This window comes from Cyclobacterium sp. SOCE241, assembly GCF_056867545.1.
This window is the reverse complement of sequence record NZ_CP149779.1, coordinates 4934059-4955031: the sequence shown is the minus strand read 5'-3', so window position 1 is coordinate 4955031 and position 20973 is coordinate 4934059. Positions and strand designations below refer to the sequence as shown.

Genomic DNA, 20973 nt, shown 5'->3' with positions numbered 1-20973 from the left:
CCTTTGATTACTGAATCAAAGCGCAGCTGGGAATGATCAATTTTATCTTCTTCATTCCCATTTTTTCTTCCCTTGAAAAAATAACGATATAATCTTTGCGGAGTTCTTTATAGCTCACACCTAAAGGTGCAAGCATCTCTTCTAGTCCTTTACCTTTATCTCCGGATAAACTAGGAGGGCTTACCAATTGGTGATCCAATAAGTCTTTGCGATACAAAAATGAAACCCCATAATGGTTTCCAAATTGCTCCATGGCCTTTTTGAAAGTCATGGTTTTTGCAGCTTCATTCGACTGCATATGATTGTCGAATTTGTTAAAAGAAAGCAACTCCTGCCCTAAGGAATATTGGTTGTTTCCTAAATTAAACAAGCACAGCAGTAATGCTATGGTGTAATAATAATTTCTCATAAATTGGGTTTTTATTGTTAATATTAATTGAGTAGTGCACGATTTGAGTTTGTCTCAATTGACAAATACAGTATCTCCTTCCATATGTATTTTAAGGTTTGTTGCCAATTTTAAGGCATGGATTAAAACATTGATTTCATTGGAAGGGACTTTCCCTTCAAGAATTATATCTTTGTCTGCATTATTTTTGAATACTACTTTCTTTCCGTAAACTGTATTGATGATCCGAGCAAGGTCTCCTAAGGTTTTGTTGTCAAGAATAATATAATTGTCCTTCCAAGAGGTATAGCCTTCTGTTACAACTGAGCCATGTTCCAGCTTATTATCAATTTTATTATAGCTCATGTACTCTCCCGGCAATAAAGGCAGCGTGGTCTCATTGGATAAAACCTTAACTTGCACACTCCCTCTTCCAATACTACTACTTCTTGATTAGACCTGTCTATAACATTAAATGCTGTCCCCAAAACTTCTACCTTCAAGTGCTCAGTAAATACTTGAAATTTCATATCCCCTTCCTTTGTCTTTCGTTTGACCACATCAAAAAAGGCTTCTCCTTTGAGGGCCACCTTTCTTTCCTCCATAAACCACCAATACAACCTTGAATACTTTAATTGGGAATTTCCATTGAGCGTTACTAAAGTTCCATCCGGTAATTGAACACTCGCAACCTCTCCGTAAGCTGTTTGATGCCTTACCTTATCTATGCTAAGGGCAGCCATCATACTTACAACCAATACGACAGCTGCCGCCGCATACCTAAAAATAGTGGTTCTCCAACTCTTCAATCCCACAGATTTTTTTCAAGGAGTGCATTATCGTTGGTTACCCTCTTTAGTAATTTATTTTTCTCTTGAGCAAGAACAGTTTTAGACAGTGTGCGTTTGGCAAAAACCATCTTGACAGGATTTTCGCCTTCTTTGGTCAGGTCCTCAAATATTGGTTTGGAATTCTTCAATTTTTTTGAATAATCAGTCTATCAATTACTTTAGCCAAAATCGTAGGCTTTTATATAAAGAGACTCATATCGTGCTCAGATACTCAAAAAATCAGAAAAAATTATGATAAATCTTATGCCAAACAAATAAATGCGAATATAGCCCATTCAAAAAGATTGACAATTAATGGGTTAGAACGTAGTGTATGTAGTGCCCTTTGTAAATTATTAAGGACTGACTGATAGGCAATTCCTTGGATTTGACTGATTTCCTCAAGATTTAACTTTTCATAATAACGCAAATAAATTGCTTCTTTTTGACGAGATGGAAGTCTATTAATCGCTGTTAAAAGCCTATCTTTTCTTTCCTCATTGGTTTCTATTTCAACTAAAAAATCTTCTTGTGAATATTGAAATAACATTCCATCTACCACTGTGGGAAAAGCCAAGTCAACAATTTGTTTTTTTTTATTGGACTTAATAAGATGATATAACTTCCTCTTGCCTGAAACAAATAGATACCCTTTGAGTGAATTGATTTCACCCAGCTTTGATCTTGACGCCCATAGGTCAACAAATAAATCCTGCACAGCATTCTGCACCAAATCTTTTTGAGAAGTGAACTTTAATAAATAAAAATATAGACCTTCATAGTATTGATCATATATCATAGATAGGGCTTCACTATCACCTTTCTTTAGGCCAAGAACAAGATCCTTTTCAGCTTTCATTGATTGAAGTAATGATTTGCATACAGCATGGGAATCAACAATTCTGGAAAAATTTCCGAAAAAATACATCCCTATTTAGTTGACCAGTCCTTTAGTTGAATGCCTTTAGCTATCTAACCCTAATTTAAACTTAGTTCCTTTTTTCCTAAAGATATTCAGGCAGACACTATTTGGACCTTCTCCTCGCGGATAAGTTACATACATTTTTTAAAAGGAAAAAAGGCCATTATTAAATGGCTTACCCTTCCAATGTTAAAAAAAGAAATTCCGGTGTTAATAAACCTTTCTTGTGGTTGGAATTATGCCTGCGAACTCTTTCTTTAAGTTCATCACAGGTCGCTCCGATATAATATCGATTTTTGCATCTGGAAAACAGTATATAAAAGTGACAGTGCATAAATGAAAAAGCCTTCTAAAAAGGCTTGTGGTGGGAGTTGAGGGATTCGAACCCCCGACCCTTCCGATGTAAATCGGAATGCTCTGAATCAAATGTCATGTTGAGCTTATTAGCGTCTCAATTTTCTTACGGCTTTTCCATTTTTTAACTTCCCGCTCTCTGGAGAAGGCTTCCTCCTTTGATTTAAAGTCTTCAGAATAAACCAACTCCCAGTCATTCACTGTTACCGTAAAGCCTTTCTTGTGGTTGGAATTATGCCTGCGAACTCTTTCTTTAAGTTCATCACAGGTCGCTCCGATATAATATCGATTTTTGCATCTGGAAAACAGTATATAAAAGTGACAGTGCATAAATGAAAAAAGCCTTCTAAAAAGGCTTGTGGTGGGAGTTGAGGGATTCGAACCCCCGACCCTTCCGATGTAAATCGGAATGCTCTGAATCAAATGTCATGTTGAGCTTATTAGCGTCTCAATTTTCTTACGGCTTTTCCATTTTTTAACTTCCCGCTCTCTGGAGAAGGCTTCCTCCTTTGATTTAAAGTCTTCAGAATAAACCAACTCCCAGTCATTCACTGTTCCCGTAAAGCCTTTCTTGTGGTTGGAATTATGCCTGCGAACTCTTTCTTTAAGTTCATCACAGGTCGCTCCGATATAATATCGATTTTTGCACCTGGAAAACAAAATATAAAAGTGACAGTCCATAAATAAAAAAAGCCTTCTAAAAAGGCTTGTGGTGGGAGTTGAGGGATTCGAACCCCCGACCCTTCCGATGTAAATCGGAATGCTCTGAATCAAATGTCATGTTGAGCTTATTAGCGTCTCAATTTTCTTACGGCTTTTCCATTTTTTAACTTCCCGCTCTCTGGAGAAGGCTTCCTCCTTTGATTTAAAGTCTTCAGAATAAACCAACTCCCAGTCATTCACTGTTCCCGTAAACCCTTTCTTATGGTTGGAATTATGCCTGCGAACTCTTTCTTTAAGTTCATCACAGGTCGCTCCGATATAATATCGATTTTTGCATCTGGAAAACAGTATATAAAAGTGACAGTGCATAAATGAAAAAAGCCTTCTAAAAAGGCTTGTGGTGGGAGTTGAGGGATTCGAACCCCCGACCCTCTGCTTGTAAGGCAGATGCTCTGAACCAACTGAGCTAAACTCCCAATATTTAAAACTTTTGACTATTATTCAGCCTTTCGCTTTCAAAGGCTTGTGGTGGGAGTTGAGGGATTCGAACCCCCGACCCTCTGCTTGTAAGGCAGATGCTCTGAACCAACTGAGCTAAACTCCCAATACTTTATTTCTTATTCTGAAATCACTTTAAATTTCAAACATTCCCATTTCGACTAATTTATACCGGATGAACAAGGTGCTCGATAAGCAATTGACAGCGGTAAATTCCCCGATTTGGATTGCAAATGTAGGGTTAAATTTTAATGTTGCAAAAATTAAACTGGGTTTTTTCTAATAAAAAATTCAACAAAAATGCTCCAGAACTACAAATCAATAGAAACTTCGCCACCAACTATCTGACTGGCTGATTTTTACCTATGGATTTATACTAAAAATACAACAACCCAAACCACATTAAATAAAAAGGCTACCAATCGGTAGCCTTTTTATCAATTATTGACTTACATTTTAAGAGATTATAGATCCAACTCGTAATAAGAGCGTTGACCATTTGGATAAACACCTAAAACAATTACTTCCTCGCCTTCATAGCTTTTAAGTGCTTTGACTACATCTTCACCATTAAGAATCTTTGTCCTACCTATTTTGGTGATAATAAAGCCTTCTTGCACTCCTGCTTCTCTCCACGCTTTGTTATCAATGGAGGTTATGGTTGCTCCACCTTCCAACTCAAGTCTTTCTTGGTATTCTACTTTCAGGTCTTCAAAAACCACACCTTCAAACTCAGTAATTTTTGGAATGACTTTAACCACTACCTTAGTGTCGCCTGAGGTATTCTTCAGCGTAGCAGTCGTTTCCATTTCCTTACCATCTCTAAGAAACTTAACAACAACTTTATCCCCGGGTCGCTTTCTGGCTACTCTTTCTTGCAAAGAAGAAGTAGTATAGGTGTCAACGCCATCAACACCTATGATAACATCCCCTCTCTTAAGACCAGCCTCTTCGCCACCACTACCTTCTCTAACCTCAACAACAAACACTCCTCTATCAGCTTTGATGTCTTCACCTAGCGTTTCTTCAAGGTCTGCGTTGACATCTTGGATGGTCACTCCTAAAAGCCCTCTTTGTACTGCGCCAAACTCTAACAAATCATCCATTACCTTCTTGGCAATGCTACTTGGTACTGCGAAGGAATAACCACTAAAACCACCCGTTCTGGAAGCGATAGCAGTATTTATACCAATAATCTCGCCATTAAGATTTACCAACGGCCCTCCGGAATTTCCGGGATTTACAGCTGCATCTGTTTGAATAAAAGATTCTACTTGTAAATTATTCTCATCTCTTAGAATACCAATATTTCGAGATTTAGCACTAATTATCCCGGCTGTCACCGTAGAATTCAACTCATACGGATTTCCAACTGCAAGTACCCATTCACCAATCTGTGCTTGGTCTGAATCCCCAAAAGGAATAAAAGGTAAGTTATTAGCTTCAATTTTTAATAATGCTAAATCCGTGGTTGGATCTGCTCCTATAACCCTTGCTGTATACCTACGGTTATCTTCCAAGGTAATTTCCACCTTAGATGCATTTTCTATCACATGATTATTGGTAACTATATAACCATCCTCAGAAATCACAGCTCCAGATCCTGAACTCCTTCCTTCTCTTGGAGTAGATTCACCTCTTGGAGACCTAAAACCAAATAACTCCTCCATTGGGTCTAAACCCTGTTGACTTCTACTCACCGAAACTGTACTTCTTACATGTACTACAGCAGGCGTAACCTGAGCCGCAGAGGCTACGAAATTTATCCCTTCAGGAACCACAAAACTTTCATCATTTAGCCATTTTACCAAACTAGCATTTTGCTTTTCTGTAAAATTGGTAGATGTATCTTGGTTGGTTTGCAATAACCCAACTCCAAGTACAGCCACCAAGCCCCCAATTAAAGAAGCAAGCACGATTCCAAGGAAAAATTGTTTTCTATTCATTGTATACCTTTCTTTTAATTTACATCAATTAATACCTAGTATTATTACTAAAATCACTTCTAAAACGATGCCACTTGGTCTTTAGGTTTAATATTTAACAGCATTTAACATAAAAACAGAAATTTCTTCTAACATATTCTATATTAAATAAAAGAAACCAAATAAAAACCTCATTCATTCAACCGTTAACCTCTTGTATATTATTAACATGATGTCATGTCAAAAGGTTGAAGCTTTGCATTACCTTTTGGTATTTTTTTCTAAAGCGTTCAATTAAACCTAATATATTAACAAAAACCCATAAAAATCAATTAAATCATTGAATGGAAAAACTAATCGATACCAAACCCCTCATTCAATTATAGACCTAGCTCATCATTGTAAAGGTTTCAATCCAAAACCATTCCAAATTTAATTATGAAAATGACTTATACGCGCAAAATGACAGATAGAACTGTCATTTTGGCAACATTTTAAGATCTACGGTATTTTAAGGAAGCATACGCATTAACTACTTCTTAATTATTGATTTGTAAGTAAGCCCTTTGGTCTGGCTTTTACTATCGGGAAAAATTAAACTAAAAATAAAACCTATTGCGACACAGCTTAACACACCTATTGCTCCATAGAGATAACCATTTACATCAGTAAATTTACTGACAAGAAAGGTTATACCTGCCCCTGAAAGCGTCCCAATCACCACACCTGTGGAATTGGCTCTTTGACTAAAAATAGCCAAAATAAAAACCCCGGCAAGGCAGCCACCAATCATCCCTAATAACTTTTGGAAAAAGTCAAAAATAAAACCTACTTCAGTAGCAGCTATCCAAATTGCTGTTAGGGTTCCAAAAACCCCCATGATGACGGTAATAGTTTTAGCCAATTTCAGGTATGCTCCATCTTTAAGCCCCGGCTTTAGGTACCGATGGATATCTGTTATGTATGCGGTTGCAATACTATTCATACTACTATCGAGCGAAGACATACTGGCGGCAAAAATTCCCGCAATTACCAATCCTGCTATCCCTAAAGGAAGCTCAGCTACAATATAATAGGGTAAAAGCTCTTCGGGATTGGCACTTCCTATTTTCTCCGGATTGGTAAGGTAATACACGAACAGCACCGTCCCCAACCCAAAAAATAAAAATATTCCGGGTATGGTAATTAACCCATTGGTCCAAAGACTTTTGGCTGCCTCCTTTTCATCTTTGACAGTAAGATAACGCTGTATCACCACTTGATCTGAGGAGTATGGGATTAAGTTTAAGAAAAAGAATCCAATAATTGCCACCCAAAACACCAGTTGGGTATAATCCCAAGACCAGTCTATAAGCTTGAATTTATCTAACCGCATCCCGACTTCAATAACAGTAGAAAATCCTCCATCAATATTGGCTATTGCAATAAATATGGAAAGCAGCGCACCTCCAAGTAAAACAACCACTTGAATTACATCCGTCCAAATAACTGCTTCCATGCCACCCAGTACGGTATAAATGGTACTAAATACACCCATTATAGCGATGCACAAGAAAATATCCATATTGGTTACGGAAGAGATGGCAATGGCCGGAAGATAAAGTACAACCCCCATCCGGGCAAGTTGTAGCAATATAAATGTCAAACTACCCAACAATCTTACACGAATATCAAACCTCAATTCCAAGTATTGATAGGCTGTTGTTATATTTAATCTTCTAAAAAAAGGCAGATAATATTTTACAATTAAAGGTACAATGGCAAGGATCATAAAGGAACCTACTGCCAAACGCCAATTGGTGGCATAAACGATGACAGGTATGGCCATAAAAGTAATCGCACTTAATTGTGTCCCGTAGATACTTAACCCGGCAGCCCACCAGGGTATCCTTTTCCCGGCCAGAAAATATTCAGTTGTGGTATTTTCTCTTTTTGAAAAGTAAAAGCCTATTCCCAACATGCAAGCCAAATAGGCTCCCAGTGTCAACCAGTTAGCCATTCCAAAGGGATTTTGTGTAGCCAAACCCATGACTTTAGGGGACCTTACTCCCGGACCTTTTTCCCCATTAGGAACAACCCAAAAACCTTTCCAAAAAGCAGATGGTGCTGTTACCCTTGAACTCCCTTCAGGCATATCTCCCATTTCTACCCATTTTTCAGCATTGGTATTGTAAGCTAACATTTTATCTAAAAAACCAGGATGACTTGCGGGGTCTGTGTGCTTTAAGGTTTCTTCATCTAAACCTCCGGCAATTAGAATATGGTCTCCACCTAGACTAAATGCGGGTGAAGGGGCGGCTGCAACTCCTCTAGGTAAATTATTTATTTGCTGCCATATACCCTCCTTTGGTTGCTCAGATGGAATAAACCTGTAGGCATCTTTTAGCAATTTCCTTCCCAAACTACCATCTGTATTATGATGAAGTGTAAAACCACTAAAAACATAAAAAACATCTTTGTGCGAAGCAGCTACAGCCTGTATTCTGGCCTTTCCCGGAAAAATAGGACCTTCAACCCATTTCATATCCTCTTTATTTCTATTTAAATCCAGGATATAAAATTTTGTTTCTGCCAAACCTGTAGGAGTCTGCTGTCCCCCAAAACGTATAAAATTCCGTTCACAATGGCTCCGGTCATATTGGCCAATGGGACCGGCAATTGAGGATAATCATTCTCAATTACGACTTCTCCGTTTTGGTAAGCCAAGCTGATCACCAAATCTGTATGCGCTTTAGCATCATTCCCACCAATCACCCATACCTTATTTTTATAGGTTCCGGAAACCATATAGCCCAACTTTTGAGGAAGTTTTTGCTTTGAAAGCTTCCAGCCGGTTTCAATGTCTTCCATAAAATAGATTTCATCATACCAAAACTTCTCTCCTCCTTCCCAAGGTCTCTTTTCAGGAAAATTAGCTCCTCCACCAACCAATAGCACTCCATTACTAGTTCCAGCAAACATCCCTGCAAATCCTTCTTTATCGGGAATAGCAGGTAACACCTCCCATACCACCTCCTTACCTACTGCTTGAAAAACGAAAAGAATTAAAAAAAAGCTGAGGAAAAAGGGTTTCTCTAAAGTTGAATACATTTTATTCTTTTGTTTTCTATTTTTTGATTTTAATTAAGCTTTATCGTCTTTCCGGAAGAAGCTGATTCAAAAGCTGCAAATAACACTTCCATCACTTTTAATGTTCGATTCCCGGAAGCCATTGGTTCTCTACCATTTAATATGGCCTCAGAAAATTCTTTCCATTGATTAACCAATCCTTCGTTCATCCAATCCCTTGAAAAAGAACCTGGTAGAAGTTGGTATTTTTGGTCTCTACCTAGAAATGCCCCCTGTGTATTGTCAAGCCTCAGACTCCCTTTGCTCCCATTGATATCAATGCTTATTTCATTTACTCCGTCTTTAAAACCGGTGTAGTGAAGTGAAGCCTTTTGACCATTCTTGAACCCCAAAAATATCAGTCCCCCATCGTCCACTTCATCTCCATGAAAAGCATTGGTCATGGAAGCGAATACAGAAGTAACCTCAGCAGGCACCAATGCGCATAGTGCATCTAATTGGTGAATGGCTACGGTGAGTAAATATCCTCCTCCTGATATTTTTTTTAAATGCCAGTCCTTCCTATCTCCATGTTTCCAAAAGGAGATTGAAGTAGCCTTTACCATTTGAATCTCTCCAATTTCCCCAGAGTCGATACATTTTTTTGCAACTTTGAACCCGGGAGAGAATTGCGCAACCTGCCCAATCATCAGAACTACTCCCGATTGATTACAGGCATCATTAATAGCTTTGCAATCAGCATACGTGGAAGCCATTGGTTTTTCCAGCAGCACATGCTTTCCAGCACCTGCTGCCTCTATAGCTATTTGGGTATGCAAGTGGTGAGGAGTAGCGATTAGCACTGCATCAATATCCCGATTGTTTATCAATTGACGATAATCTGTCTTCCCAACTAGCTTGTATTTATCCGTAAACATGGCCAATGCAAGTGGATCTCTTCTGCAAACTGCCTTGATTTCAATTGTCGGTATTTGATGAATTGCTTCAATATGCCTCGAGCTGAAATTCCTTGCGCCAATAATCCCAATTCTTATCATTCTTTCTCAGTTCCAATCTTTATATAGGCATCCCTTCGATGCCAACATGTATTCTACTAATTCTTCCCGGACCGGGCTCCCCAAACCACCTGTTATCCAAAGGCATCCATCTGAAAAGCACAGGTTACTGGTTAGAGGGATTCCTGAATCATAAGTAGCAAGCAGGTCTCCAGTTTCTGAAAGAACCTGAATGGCTTGCATTCCATAATGGGCTACCCACAACCTTCCATCAGCATCTATAGCCATACCATCAGGTAAATTTCCGGTAGCTCTGTTTTGATCATTGTAAGGGAGGTTGGCCAGCACTCTCAAGTAATTGGGGCTGGAAATAGGAAGTTCCAGATTAATGGCTAACACCCTATTTTTATAACTCTCTGCCACATACAAGCATTTTTTTCTTTATGGTAAACTATACCATTGGGAAAATCTATATCAGTAGCAACTGCATAAGCTTCCCCCATCCGACAAAATAAACCGCCCCTTTGTGTCGAATAGAGTCTGTAAAGTAAAATCCTTTATCTGTATGAACAGCAATATCATTGGGGCAATTGACCTTTACTCCATTTATAAATTCAGGGGAAACTTCTCCCAAAAATTCACCTTTAGCACTGTACCTTACCACTCTAGATGCTAGGCTGTCACAAAGCAAATGATCGCCATTTGCCATGATTGCTTGTCCGTTTGGCCTTTTTCCTTTTCCCCACACAATATAGCCCTTATCTTCATAGCGGCAGATCCCTTCTCCGGCTAGGGATGTAAAATAAAGGAAACCATCACCCCCTATAACAGGTCCTTCTGTATAATAATCCAAAGACAACATGATTTGAGGCTGGATGGTTTTTGGGTCAGGGAGTTGGTGGGGTTGGTGGTTTCCTATATTCATTTTACTTCAATTTTATCAAGCGGAAACAACGGTTTTCTTCTGTGTTTATAGTTCAAGCTTGCCATGTCTGCACGAGTCACGCCTGGAGTATTGGCTCTGATTATGGAATTGCATACAGGTTGGTAAGCCGCCAAAGGTGCATTTACTCCCTTTGCCACCAACACCCCATAGGTGGTAGGGTCTATATCAAAATGGATCAATTGCTGTAAGCTAAAAGGCACCATCCGTAAAGAGGTCAACATGATTGTATTGCCTGCTTTGCTGGTAACAATTGCCGTTTCCCCATATTGAAATTGACTTGCCCTCCATGTCGAGGTTCTTTTTCAGTAAACTTCCCATCTACTACCCTCTCAAGTTTCACCTCCACAACCATGGTTTCCCCATGTAAATCATCAGATTTCGCTCCTATTTTCACAGGGTAATAACCTTCAAAATCCTTGTTCTTTACTTCTGCTACAGCTTCCGGGTCATAGATACACATGAAACTTTTCACACCGGAACAAGTCTCCAAAACCTCCAATAAGAAAGTACTGTCTGCAGGTGATCCCCCACCTACATTGTCTCCCATATCCAATATCAATAAAGGTTTTTCAGCCTTGCTTATATGTTCTGGTAATTCTTCGAGTCCAATTTTATTTCCGGAAAAATCTTGATGATTTTTAAGCAGGTATTCATTTAATACATCAGCTTTATCATTTGCCAATTTTTCATCATTATTGGTAATCACAATGAAACTGGTACCCATTTCAGGTACATCCGCATATGGAAACCCCAAAACAACATTGGTAGACAATACTTCCGGTTCTTCTTGCATACTTTTCGCTAAAGCAAATAAACTCTGGCAAGGATCTGAACCTGTATGTTGCATCTCTATGCTAATGGCAACATTGGTTTGCAAAAGGACCATTTTAGGTTTCACCTTAGCATGGAGAGTATCTGCCATTATCCTAGCTGCCGACCTCCCTGCATCTCTTTGGTCAATATGTGGGTTGGTTTTATAAGCCACTAGCCCATCCAAAGCATCCACCATCTGATTACTCAAGTTACAATGCGGATCAATTGTCCCTATAATAGGAAGATCCGTTCCCATGATTTCTCTTACCGTGCGCAACCAATGTCCATCAAAATCTAAATAAGATACACTTACTGCCGCACCATGTGGCACCACCATCAAGCCATCTAAAGGAAGGCTTTCCTTTAACGTTCGGTTCAACTCATTTAGCAAATGTTCAGCAGTCTCTCTGGCAATTATCCCACCGGGAGTGGCCTCTGCATAGAAAATAGGAACAAGCTCAATGTCTTTTTCTGCACTCAAGACTTCTACTATTCCACCGATCTCATGGAAAGCAGTTTGGTATTCATCAATGATAGCCTGTCCATATAGCACATGCCCATTCTCAAAGTCTTCCCAGGTGGTTTCTTGGTCCAAAAAGTATTGGACTCATGGTATACACCAATAATCCCTATGCGTTTTTTTGGATCACCTTGCATGGGCCAATAAGTCTACTTCAAACTTCAGCAGTGTACCTAAACACCCAATTAAGGTTGTTCTTGCAGGATAAGGCTCTTGGAAATAATCTTTATAAATGACGTTAAATTCGGCCAAATCATCTTGATTAGCCACGTAATTCCTCACTTGGACCACATCACTAAAGTCCAAACCTGCTGCAGCCAATATCTTTCTGGCATTTTCAAATGATCTCCTTACTTCTCCTTCAAAAGTATCGTTAACTATTTTTCCATTTTCATCTACTGATGCTTGTCCTGAGACAAATACCAAATCATTCACTTTAAGCGCCGGAGAAAAAGGCAAGGCACTTTGTGGCACACCTTCACCGGAAACGATTTCTTTTTTTACCATAATATTAATGAATAGTTTTAAAATAATTTTTCACCTTTAAGAAAGGTGGTCGGTTTTCAAATTCAATTTACCAATCTAAAATGTCAAATAATGATTTTAAGCCATTTTATGTAAAAGAATCCCTTCGAAATTTTTACCAATGATTGATCTTAGCTTCCTAATTTGGAAGCTTTCACCACACGATCAATTAATTCTTCCACCTTCTTATCATCCCAAACTTTATTGGTATTTCCAACCGGGGCGATAGATGGACCAATATCCACACTGTACCTCATTTGAATAGCTTGCCTGAAAAAGGTCCATATATTGGGTAGAGATTCTGCGATAACCTCTTGGAACACCAACATAAAATCTGTTGCAAGTTTAACATTCCCCTTCACAAACTCATTCCGAACATGCTTACACTCACGTTCAAAAACATTGTAGTAAGACCCTATTGCACCTGTAGTGCCACACAAAGCAGCCTGACACATCAACTCATCTGCTCCACTAAAAAGCACCAACTTACCTTTTGAACTGTAAGAAACGGTACTAATTTCTAATAAATTATTGGTGGTTAATTTCATCCCCACCATATTAGGCATCTTTAGTAGTTTATTTATAAATTCTACCAAAGAAAAACTCGTTGACCCCAATTGGTAAGGGAAGAAAGGCAAGTCGGAGGCAGTGGCAATGGCTTCATAATGCGCTAAAGCCATTCCTGATGTTCCGTCTGTTGGTCCGTAATAGACAGGTGCCACAGAGGATATACCATCAACTTTGCATTTGGAAGCATGTTGGGCCAACCGTACTGATTCTGCAGTGGTCATGGATCCAACTTGAACCATGATTGGCACCTTACCTGCATTAACGCTTGCGGTAATTTCCGTTACCTTTTTCCTATCCTCTTCACTCAAGAGAAAGCCTTGCCCTGTAGAACCAAGTAGATACAAGCCATCTACCCCTTCGGATAATAATACTTCTACCCATTTCTCCAATTGCTTAAATGCCGGACGACCATTTCCGTCCATAGGCGTAAGCATTGCAGGCCACACCCCTTTCAAATTTTCATACATAATCTACTTGATTTATCTTTTACTTTCTAAAATATTGATCCATTTCATAATAATTCTCTAAATAACGTACCGGGTTTTTGTCAATCAAATTCTCTGTGGCTTCAGGGTCTTTAAAACCACTCCCCGATACAATACATACTGCATTGGAATTTTTATCCAGCTCTCCTGAAGTCACCGATTTCATAAAACCAGCCAAGGCCACTGCCCCTGCTGGCTCAGCATAAATGCCTTCCTTTATCGCCAATAATCGTTGGCAAGCAAATGTATCTTCATCCTTTACTAGGAAACCATTTCCTCCTGTATTTTTACAGGCCTGTAATGTTTCATTACCATCAATTACCACAGCTACCTGAAGACCACTCACTTTGGTGGTCGCATCATCAACCGCTTTTGCTTCAGTTAAACCTTTTCTCAGGTTTCCTGCTATGGTGTCATTACCATCCGGTTGCACACAATGCACCTTAGGCAGGCTGAAATCTGAATGCTTTTGCTTCCATGTCTGAAAACCTCTTGCAACAGCTAAAGTTAAGCCACCTCCACCAGTAGGGACAAACACATTGTCAACCTTACCCAAGTCTTCTGCCAATTCAAAACTGAGGGTTTGCACCCCTTCCATCCCTACCGGACTGTACTTGAAAGCACTCACTTGTAATTGGGTCTGATTTTCAGCAGCCACTTCTCCGAGCTTAGCAAACACCTTCTCTGTCACCTCTTTGTTTTTTCCAAAACCCTTGATAACATACAATGAGGCTCCATAGGCTCGCATTTGTTTTAATTTCCCTTCAGGGGCTCCATCCACTATGGCTATTTTACAAGGAATTCCTGCAGCCGCAGCATAAGCAGCAAGTGCCGCACCGGTATTGCCACTCGAGGTTGCCAAACAAAGTTTGCCATTATTTGCTTGGATATCTGCAAGGGCAAATGCTGCGAAGCGATCTTTATAGGAGCCCGATGGATTTGCTGATTCCAGTTTGAAATATAGGTTTGGAAACCCCAATTCAGGTCCAATTTTCCTTGATTTAATCAGTGGAGTATTCCCCTCCCTAAAGAAAAGGGCTCTATTCCATTTGGAAGATTTAATAGTTCTATGTATTTGTTGATACCTTTCAAAACTCGTTTGGAAATTGTTTCTTTTACTTTTATAACTATTGAAATTGTGGGCAAATCCCCCATCTATATCCAAGGAAGTACCATTGATAAATGAAGCTTTGTTGGAACTGAGCCAAAATACTCCCTCGGCTATTTCCTCAGGTGAGGCACTCCGCTGTAAAGGTGTCATATCCTCCATTTCTTCAACCAATAGTTGACTTATATTGCTTCCTTTGGAATCTTTAAAATCACTACTCATTGCGGTCGTTACATTTCCCGGGCAAACGGCCAATACCCTTATACCCGAAGGGCCGTATAATGCAGCCATTTCATAGGTTAAGCTTAGCAAAGCTCCTTTTGCGGCTATATAAGCCGGACTTGTTCCTCCTGCTCTGTTTGCCATTACACTACTTAAATGAATAATCACACCTCCCCTATTTCCGGATTTCATTTTTTTGCCGCCATTTTTGAAAGAAAAACGGGTGAGGTAAGACAAACCTTGAGGGTTTTCTCCCAATTTTCTCTAGAAATGGTATTTAAAGTCTCAATGGTTCGCCAGGCTGCGTTGTTGATCAAAACATCTATTTTCCCCCACTTACTGTAGGTTGCCTCTACAATTTCATCGACAAAATCATCGATAGCCAAATCTCCATCTAAAACCAATACATTATTCGGGTTAGAGACTGAAGCTGCTGTTTTTAGCAACTCATTCTTGTTTTCTGAAACCATTGCAACCAAATCGCCATTGTCCACAAAAGTTTCAGTGATTGCCTTGCCTATACCTCTGCATGCCCCTGTTACAATTATTACCCTTTGTCTATTATCTGCTTCACTTTTCATCATTTATTTTTTTATAGGTAAAATTCCGGCCAAAGCATCACCGGCTTTAGCCATAGGAACTGCCCTTTTTAAGAAAACCATTCCTGATTGTTGTGCTAAGACTTGTGTGCTTTTTTCACCCTTATCGTTTACAATATATCCTAATCCATCTCCCTCTTTAACAAAATCACCTAAGCTGACTTTTGCGATAAAAAAACCCCCTCATCAGGAGATGGATGCATCACTTGTAAATGCCCGCTTCCTGGCTTATCGTCTTCTATATTTACCATTGCTTTTTTTCTTTTTTTGTTGGGGCAACAACCCAAAAAGTTCCAAAACATTTTCACAACCATCCACCAACTCCTCCACCCCCTCTGTACGGTAAGCCCCTCCACCATTTTCAGTATAAATTGCAGGAATATTGCCATCTCTAGCCACGGATAAGGTCCTTCCTTCCAATTCAGGACTTGTCCCCCACACAATTGGCAAATTAAATGCTGCAGCCATCTCCCTTTGCTTTTGCAATACTGAAGGGTCATTGTGTAGCATATACCCTGATAAGGGAGAAATTTCAAACAAATTACCTCCGGTATGCATGTCAATAAAGAAATCTGCCTTTTTAATCAATTCACTAATTTTTGCAGCTACCCTTTCTGTGATGCTACCATTGGAATTACCGGGACAAGTTCTGGCGAGATCTAATCCGTCTTCTCCTACCCTACTTCCGGAAAAATACGCGTTTCTATTGGTTACAGGTACGAGGGTTATAGATCCTGAAATCAACCTCCCTTCCAATTTTTTTATTAATCGCATAACAGCCAATACAGGTTCGTATTCATCACCGTGAATCCCTGCTATAATAAGCCCATTGGGACCCTCTTTAGAGGATTTGATAATTTGGGAAGAAAATAATTCAGCCATTTTTTTTTAATATTTTACCCTTGTGATTTTCACTATTTCCTGGGTGATTTCACCTGCCATTAAAGCATGCCCCTTATCATTGGGATGCACCCCATCCAATAACAGCTCTTCTCCGGACTCATCCGTTTCATAATAGTCTGAAAAGAATTTAAAATTATCCACCAGCCCTGTTTTATATTTTTTCGATAATTTTTTCACTACTTCTACATATTGGTACAATCTCACATTTTGGAATTCCGGATATTCTCCTCGCAATCCATTAGGTGCTATTAAAAGCACGTCAATCCTTCTGCCCTGGAGCTCTTTTATCATAAATTTAAGGTTGCGTTGATACTCCTTTAATGGAATTCTTGATTTACCGTCAGGAATATCCTCATCGATATGTGCATCATTGGTCCCAAAACCTATGATGACCAAATCAGGGTTATGGGTCAATACATCGGTCTCGAACCGATCCATCCCATGTTTTATTTTAAATAAATTATGGTCTTTAATACTCCCCGTATGGCTGCCGGGAAGCCCGGAATTAATCACTTTTGCTTCGATACCTTCCGCTAGTAGAAGTGATGGCAATCTTTGGGCAAAAACCTGATCAATGGTATTTCTTGTTGCAGTTATGGAATTACCAAAGGCTACAATTGTTAGAATTTTTTCACCCAAAATAATCTTCCCATCTTCACCTGACTTCCCTGAATTGACCGGAAGTCCAGCCAAAAGCCTAAAGGAAATTATACATTGTAAAACCAAGACTATACATGTAATCTTTTGCATGGCAAGCTTAATGGACAAAATCATATTTCAAGACTTCTTCCCTTAATACATTCATTAATCCTCATAAACCCAGCCCAAATTTAATAGCTTTAGCCTAGTCACAGAAAGCCCAGTCCCAGCCGGTCTATTTCCGGCACAATAAGATAAGAGCATTTGATCCTCATTGACAAAATGAATAGCTGTATAACAATACCAGCCGTCAGGGTCATCCTCAAGTACTTTTTCTTTCTCCCAGGTTTTTCCTTCATCCTTGGAAATAGCAACGTTTAATGGGGTCCTTTTCCCTTTGTACAATCCTTCTTTCACCCCATTATTATTCCAAACCATAATTAGATCTCCGGTAGATGGTATCCTTGCGATAGTGGCAGGGGAGAGTGGTGATGCGATTTTTGTGGGTTTGGCGGGGGTCCATTTTTCTCCCAAATCTTTTGAGAAAGCGGCATATTGTACGCCATCATCTGTACGGATAATCATCATTAGTTTTCCATTTTTCAGTGCTATAAGGCCGGGTTCCTGGAAGATGACCTTTTTAGGATTCTTCACTTCTCTTCCCGACTTCCATGTTGCTCCATTGTCATCTGAAAAATAGGTAAATAATCGACCATTATTATTGAAATCCTCACCTTCGGATGTTCTATGTAAGGCAACAGGCATAATGAGTCTGCCATTATCCAATTGAAGCACCCTATTGTTGTTAAGCACAAAGTAACCTTCCCTATCAGTGATACAAGGGCTCGGTTCTGACCAAGTTTCTCCTTCATCTTTGGATATTCGCATTAAAGGAATGCAGTCACTTAAGCTATTTTTCCTGGCATAAAACAAGGCAATATCACCGTTTTGCAGCCTAAGTAAGGAAACCGACATAACATTCATTTTACCATCATTGGGTACGATGACCTTGTCCTGATCAGTCCAAGTTTGACCATTATCCCGAGAAAACCTTGCAGCCAAATGGGCAGAGCCAAAATCACTGCTTGAACTACCAGTGAAATGGGTGTAGATAAACATTATTCTCCCATCCTTCAAACGAATAAAATCTCCTTCACTGTTTCTAGGGTTGTTTTCTCCAGGATCCAATTGTAATACAGTTTTTATATTTTGCCCTGATACTTCTTCCAATAAATGAAAGCCAATGAATAGAAAAAGTAATAAAATTTTATAGCTAGTCTTCATATTAATTTTGTTCAGCATTTAATACATAATCCCCAAAATATTCCGGATAGCTCCAATGAAAAGCGGTGTCTTTTTGATAGGAGTGATTGGGATACAGCGTATTAATGGAGTCCACCTCTGCCTTGATCCTTTTAAACATTATTGGATCAATAAGTGGATCTCTAGTATTCATTCTCCAATTAGTAAGCACTAGCTTAAACCTCTCCATCTCCTCCTGATAATCGGGGATATCTGCTAAATTATTGAACTCCCAAGGATCAGTTTCGAGGTCGTAGAATTCATAAGCAGGAGGACTTTCCCATCTTTCATAAACTGCTTTAATTTCATCAGTGGATGAGGCAATTTCTGCCCTAGAAGATCCCGACAAGACTGTTGCATAAACATGATCTGTATATACTGTGAAATAAGGATCCCTCTCTCCACTATACAAATTGTGAATCAACTTATATTGTTTGTCTCGTACGCTTCTTTTAGGGTAAAAATATTTTGCCGTCCCTATCATTCCGCCAGCATAAATATAGTCATGCCCGGGCAGTTGATCCTTAGCAATTTTTATTAAAGACTTACCGGGAAGCTCTGCTTTTTCTTGAGATGAAACAGCGTCTACAATGGTAGGAAACAAGTCTACTACTGAAACCAATTCTTCACTTTTCAACTTTTTACTTTTTAAGCCCTTCGGCCAATTCATGATTAAAGGTATTTTCAGACCTGCTTCATAACTTGTGGTTTTACCCCTTGAAAACTGTGCTCCGTGATCACTGAGAAAAATCACTAAAGTATTTTCAGCCTTTCCTGAAGATTTTAGAGAATCCATAAGCATTCCAATTGATTCGTCGAGTCTATTAATTTGACTGTAGTAATCAGCAGTCTGTGCTCTCAATCGCTCTGAATCTACCCCCACAAATGGTAATGTGCCGGAGATCTGATTTTCATTAACTTCAATCGTAGGTAAACCGTCAACTTTCCTTAATAATGGAAAGTGCGCATCAGGAAAATTTACCATAAGAAAAAAAGGTTCCCCCCCGAAGAATTAATAAATTCAGCCGCTTTTATGGCATAATCCCCCATTTTTTCTTAGCAAAATTGGAGCTTTCAATTTCATGAAAGTCAAATGGAAATGAAGCTTCAGGGTTGACATGTAGCTTTCCTAAACAGCCTGTTTTATAGCCTTGATTTTTCAAATAAGAAGGGATATTCTCAAAGGACTTATACATTTCAAAGTCATGTGTAGCCAAACCAATTTGACCATTTTGATGCGGGTAAAGTCCTGTCAGAATTGAACTTCTCGAAGGGCTACAGACAGAATAGGTGGTATAGGCATTGAGAAACATTACGCCATTTTCAGCCAATAAGTCAATGTTGGGAGTTATCACAATCTCATTGCCATAAGCTCCTATATCTTGTCCGTGATCTTCCGAAACAATCAGAAGGATATTTGGTTTTACATCATCTGAGCTTTTAATCGCAGGTTGACATGAGAATCCTGCCATTAAAAGCAAAATGCCCAAACATAATATCCTTATTCTATTGTCTACCCCTTCTTCATCGCTTAATCCTCATAAAACCAGTCCGTTCCAAGCTTGGTAACCTTGGTAACCGAGAGTCCGGTACCTGCCGGTCTATTGCCTGCACAGTAGCCAAGTAAAACATCATCACCAATAAATTCCATAGCTATGTAGCAATACCAACCGTCAGGGTCGTTTTCTAAAGTCTTGTAGTTCGTCCACGTTTTACCTTCATCCTTTGAAATGGCCGAACTCAATGGTGTTCTTAACTTAGCTATATCTGGATCTTCAGACACATTATTGTTCCATACTGCCAACAAATCTCCTGTTCCTGGGATTCTTTCAATTGTGGCAGGAGAAACCGGTGAAACTAGAGTGCTTTCTTCTACTGCAGACCATGTTTTCCCATTGTCTTTGGAGTATGAATAGCACTGCACCCCTGCGTCGGTTCTAATAACCATTAATATTGATCCATCTGCTAACTCAACCAAGCCAGGTTCTTGTAAAACAATTTCTTTTGGATTGGGCACCATCTCACTTCTATCCCAAGTCTGTCCATTGTCGGTAGAGGAATAGGCATACAAATCAGCTCTACCTCTCCATTCCATGCCCGGACCGGCGTGTTTGGCAACCGCAAGCATTAATGTACCGTCCTCAAGCTGGACCACTCTGTCATTGTTTAAAACAAAATAACCTTCATCATCGGTAATACAGGCTATTGGGTCAGACCATGTTTGTGCCTCATCTTTAGAAATCCTCATGTAAGGAATGCAATCGTCAGTATTGTTTTTCCTTAAATAAAACATGGCAATATCCCCATTTTGCAGTCTAAGCAAGGATACAGACATCACATTCATACCTCCTTCATTGGGCAGAATTTCTACATCCTCATTTGTCCAGCTTTTGCCTTTATCTTCCGAATACCTTCCTGCCAAATAAGCAGTGGCATGATCACTGGATGATTCTCCGTAATAATGAGAATAAACAAAGAGGATTTTACCGTCTTTCAACTCAATAAAATCACCTTCGCTGTTTCTTGGATTGTTTTTTCCTGGATTGAGCACCAAATTTTTTGGGGCACTTACCCTTTCTTTATCAGGTAAGGTAGTTGTTTCATTCTGTTCCTCTACCGGCTTACCTCCACAGCCATAGCTTACGAATGCTATTAATAGAAGTATTTTGATTAGTCCGCTTATTTTGTTCATTGCCA

Annotated in this window: 24 protein-coding genes, 2 tRNA genes and 2 pseudogenes; all 28 read right to left on the bottom strand. The window is 39.3% G+C overall.

The genetic code is table 11. The features are described 5' to 3' along the window. Positions 1 to 7 precede the first annotated feature (7 nt). Complete coding sequence (locus tag WG932_RS25160) at positions 8 to 409, bottom strand: hypothetical protein (protein WP_483085806.1); 402 nt, start codon at positions 407 to 409, stop codon at positions 8 to 10. 54 nt (positions 410 to 463) lie between these two features. Further along, entirely contained in the window at positions 464 to 754 is a 291-nt protein-coding gene (locus WG932_RS25155) for a FecR domain-containing protein (RefSeq protein ID WP_483085805.1), read from the bottom strand. Further along, complete coding sequence (locus WG932_RS25150) at positions 751 to 1197, bottom strand: FecR family protein (protein WP_483085804.1); 447 nt, start codon at positions 1195 to 1197, stop codon at positions 751 to 753. Before WG932_RS25150 ends, WG932_RS25155 begins: the two co-directional genes overlap by 4 nt. Continuing rightward, the gene (locus tag WG932_RS25145) at positions 1194 to 1367 is read right to left on the bottom strand and encodes a hypothetical protein (protein WP_483085803.1); all 174 of its coding nucleotides are present in this window, start codon (positions 1365 to 1367) and stop codon (positions 1194 to 1196) included. Before WG932_RS25145 ends, WG932_RS25150 begins: the two co-directional genes overlap by 4 nt. Positions 1368 to 1480: 113 nt before the next feature. Then, a complete protein-coding gene (locus tag WG932_RS25140; RefSeq protein ID WP_157466703.1) occupies positions 1481 to 2077 on the bottom strand; it encodes an RNA polymerase sigma factor in 597 nt (198 codons plus the stop codon). A gap of 238 nt (positions 2078 to 2315) precedes the next feature. Then, the gene (locus WG932_RS25135) at positions 2316 to 2474 is read right to left on the bottom strand and encodes a GIY-YIG nuclease family protein (protein WP_483085802.1); all 159 of its coding nucleotides are present in this window, start codon (positions 2472 to 2474) and stop codon (positions 2316 to 2318) included. Positions 2475 to 2569: 95 nt separating this feature from the next. After that, entirely contained in the window at positions 2570 to 2824 is a 255-nt protein-coding gene (locus WG932_RS25130; protein ID WP_483085801.1) for a GIY-YIG nuclease family protein, read from the bottom strand. Positions 2825 to 2920: 96 nt separating this feature from the next. Next, the gene (locus WG932_RS25125) at positions 2921 to 3175 is read right to left on the bottom strand and encodes a GIY-YIG nuclease family protein (protein ID WP_483085800.1); all 255 of its coding nucleotides are present in this window, start codon (positions 3173 to 3175) and stop codon (positions 2921 to 2923) included. Positions 3176 to 3271: 96 nt separating this feature from the next. Next, the gene (locus WG932_RS25120; protein WP_014020486.1) at positions 3272 to 3526 is read right to left on the bottom strand and encodes a GIY-YIG nuclease family protein; all 255 of its coding nucleotides are present in this window, start codon (positions 3524 to 3526) and stop codon (positions 3272 to 3274) included. Between the two features lie 29 nt (positions 3527 to 3555). Further along, positions 3556 to 3633, bottom strand: a tRNA-Val gene (locus tag WG932_RS25115). A 50-nt stretch (positions 3634 to 3683) separates the two neighbouring features. After that, a tRNA-Val gene (locus WG932_RS25110) sits at positions 3684 to 3761 on the bottom strand. Between the two features lie 358 nt (positions 3762 to 4119). Next, on the bottom strand, positions 4120 to 5601 hold the full coding sequence (locus tag WG932_RS25105; RefSeq protein ID WP_483085799.1) for a Do family serine endopeptidase: 1482 nt from the start codon (positions 5599 to 5601) through the stop codon (positions 4120 to 4122). A 511-nt stretch (positions 5602 to 6112) separates the two neighbouring features. Next, entirely contained in the window at positions 6113 to 8104 is a 1992-nt protein-coding gene (locus tag WG932_RS25100) for a sodium:solute symporter family transporter (protein ID WP_483085798.1), read from the bottom strand. 17 nt (positions 8105 to 8121) lie between these two features. Further along, a complete protein-coding gene (locus WG932_RS25095) occupies positions 8122 to 8670 on the bottom strand; it encodes a hypothetical protein (RefSeq protein WP_483085797.1) in 549 nt (182 codons plus the stop codon). Between the two features lie 29 nt (positions 8671 to 8699). Beyond that, positions 8700 to 9686, bottom strand: coding sequence for a Gfo/Idh/MocA family protein (locus WG932_RS25090; protein ID WP_483085796.1), 987 nt, complete (start codon positions 9684 to 9686; stop codon positions 8700 to 8702). A gap of 6 nt (positions 9687 to 9692) precedes the next feature. Continuing rightward, on the bottom strand, positions 9693 to 10067 hold the full coding sequence (locus tag WG932_RS25085; RefSeq protein WP_483085795.1) for an SMP-30/gluconolactonase/LRE family protein: 375 nt from the start codon (positions 10065 to 10067) through the stop codon (positions 9693 to 9695). Positions 10068 to 10113: 46 nt separating this feature from the next. Beyond that, positions 10114 to 10569 (bottom strand): SMP-30/gluconolactonase/LRE family protein, encoded by a 456-nt coding sequence (locus WG932_RS25080; RefSeq protein ID WP_483085794.1) that lies wholly within the window; start codon positions 10567 to 10569, stop codon positions 10114 to 10116. Further along, positions 10566 to 11956: pseudogene (locus WG932_RS25075) on the bottom strand (M81 family metallopeptidase). Before WG932_RS25075 ends, WG932_RS25080 begins: the two are co-directional and overlap by 4 nt. Before the next feature lie 93 nt (positions 11957 to 12049). Then, positions 12050 to 12430, bottom strand: a complete 381-nt coding sequence (locus WG932_RS25070; RefSeq protein WP_014020476.1) for a RidA family protein — start codon at positions 12428 to 12430, stop codon at positions 12050 to 12052. 149 nt (positions 12431 to 12579) lie between these two features. Beyond that, the gene (locus WG932_RS25065; protein WP_149394235.1) at positions 12580 to 13485 is read right to left on the bottom strand and encodes a dihydrodipicolinate synthase family protein; all 906 of its coding nucleotides are present in this window, start codon (positions 13483 to 13485) and stop codon (positions 12580 to 12582) included. A 19-nt stretch (positions 13486 to 13504) separates the two neighbouring features. Further along, positions 13505 to 14668: a pyridoxal-phosphate dependent enzyme gene (locus WG932_RS25060; RefSeq protein WP_483088720.1), complete on the bottom strand. Its 1164-nt coding sequence runs from the start codon at positions 14666 to 14668 to the stop codon at positions 13505 to 13507. Between the two features lie 39 nt (positions 14669 to 14707). Further along, positions 14708 to 15414, bottom strand: a pseudogene (locus tag WG932_RS25055) (SDR family NAD(P)-dependent oxidoreductase); the annotation flags it as partial. A gap of 246 nt (positions 15415 to 15660) precedes the next feature. Then, entirely contained in the window at positions 15661 to 16314 is a 654-nt protein-coding gene (locus tag WG932_RS25050) for a M14 family metallopeptidase (protein WP_483085793.1), read from the bottom strand. A gap of 6 nt (positions 16315 to 16320) precedes the next feature. Then, positions 16321 to 17109: an SGNH/GDSL hydrolase family protein gene (locus WG932_RS25045; RefSeq protein ID WP_483085792.1), complete on the bottom strand. Its 789-nt coding sequence runs from the start codon at positions 17107 to 17109 to the stop codon at positions 16321 to 16323. A 30-nt stretch (positions 17110 to 17139) separates the two neighbouring features. Next, a complete protein-coding gene (locus tag WG932_RS25040) occupies positions 17140 to 18258 on the bottom strand; it encodes a sialidase family protein (RefSeq protein WP_014020470.1) in 1119 nt (372 codons plus the stop codon). 1 nt (position 18259) lies between these two features. Next, positions 18260 to 19261, bottom strand: coding sequence for a sulfatase-like hydrolase/transferase (locus WG932_RS25035; protein WP_483085791.1), 1002 nt, complete (start codon positions 19259 to 19261; stop codon positions 18260 to 18262). Positions 19262 to 19307: 46 nt separating this feature from the next. Beyond that, positions 19308 to 19766 (bottom strand): sulfatase-like hydrolase/transferase, encoded by a 459-nt coding sequence (locus tag WG932_RS25030; RefSeq protein WP_483085790.1) that lies wholly within the window; start codon positions 19764 to 19766, stop codon positions 19308 to 19310. Between the two features lie 41 nt (positions 19767 to 19807). Continuing rightward, complete coding sequence (locus WG932_RS25025; RefSeq protein ID WP_041935120.1) at positions 19808 to 20968, bottom strand: sialidase family protein; 1161 nt, start codon at positions 20966 to 20968, stop codon at positions 19808 to 19810. Positions 20969 to 20973 lie beyond the last annotated feature (5 nt).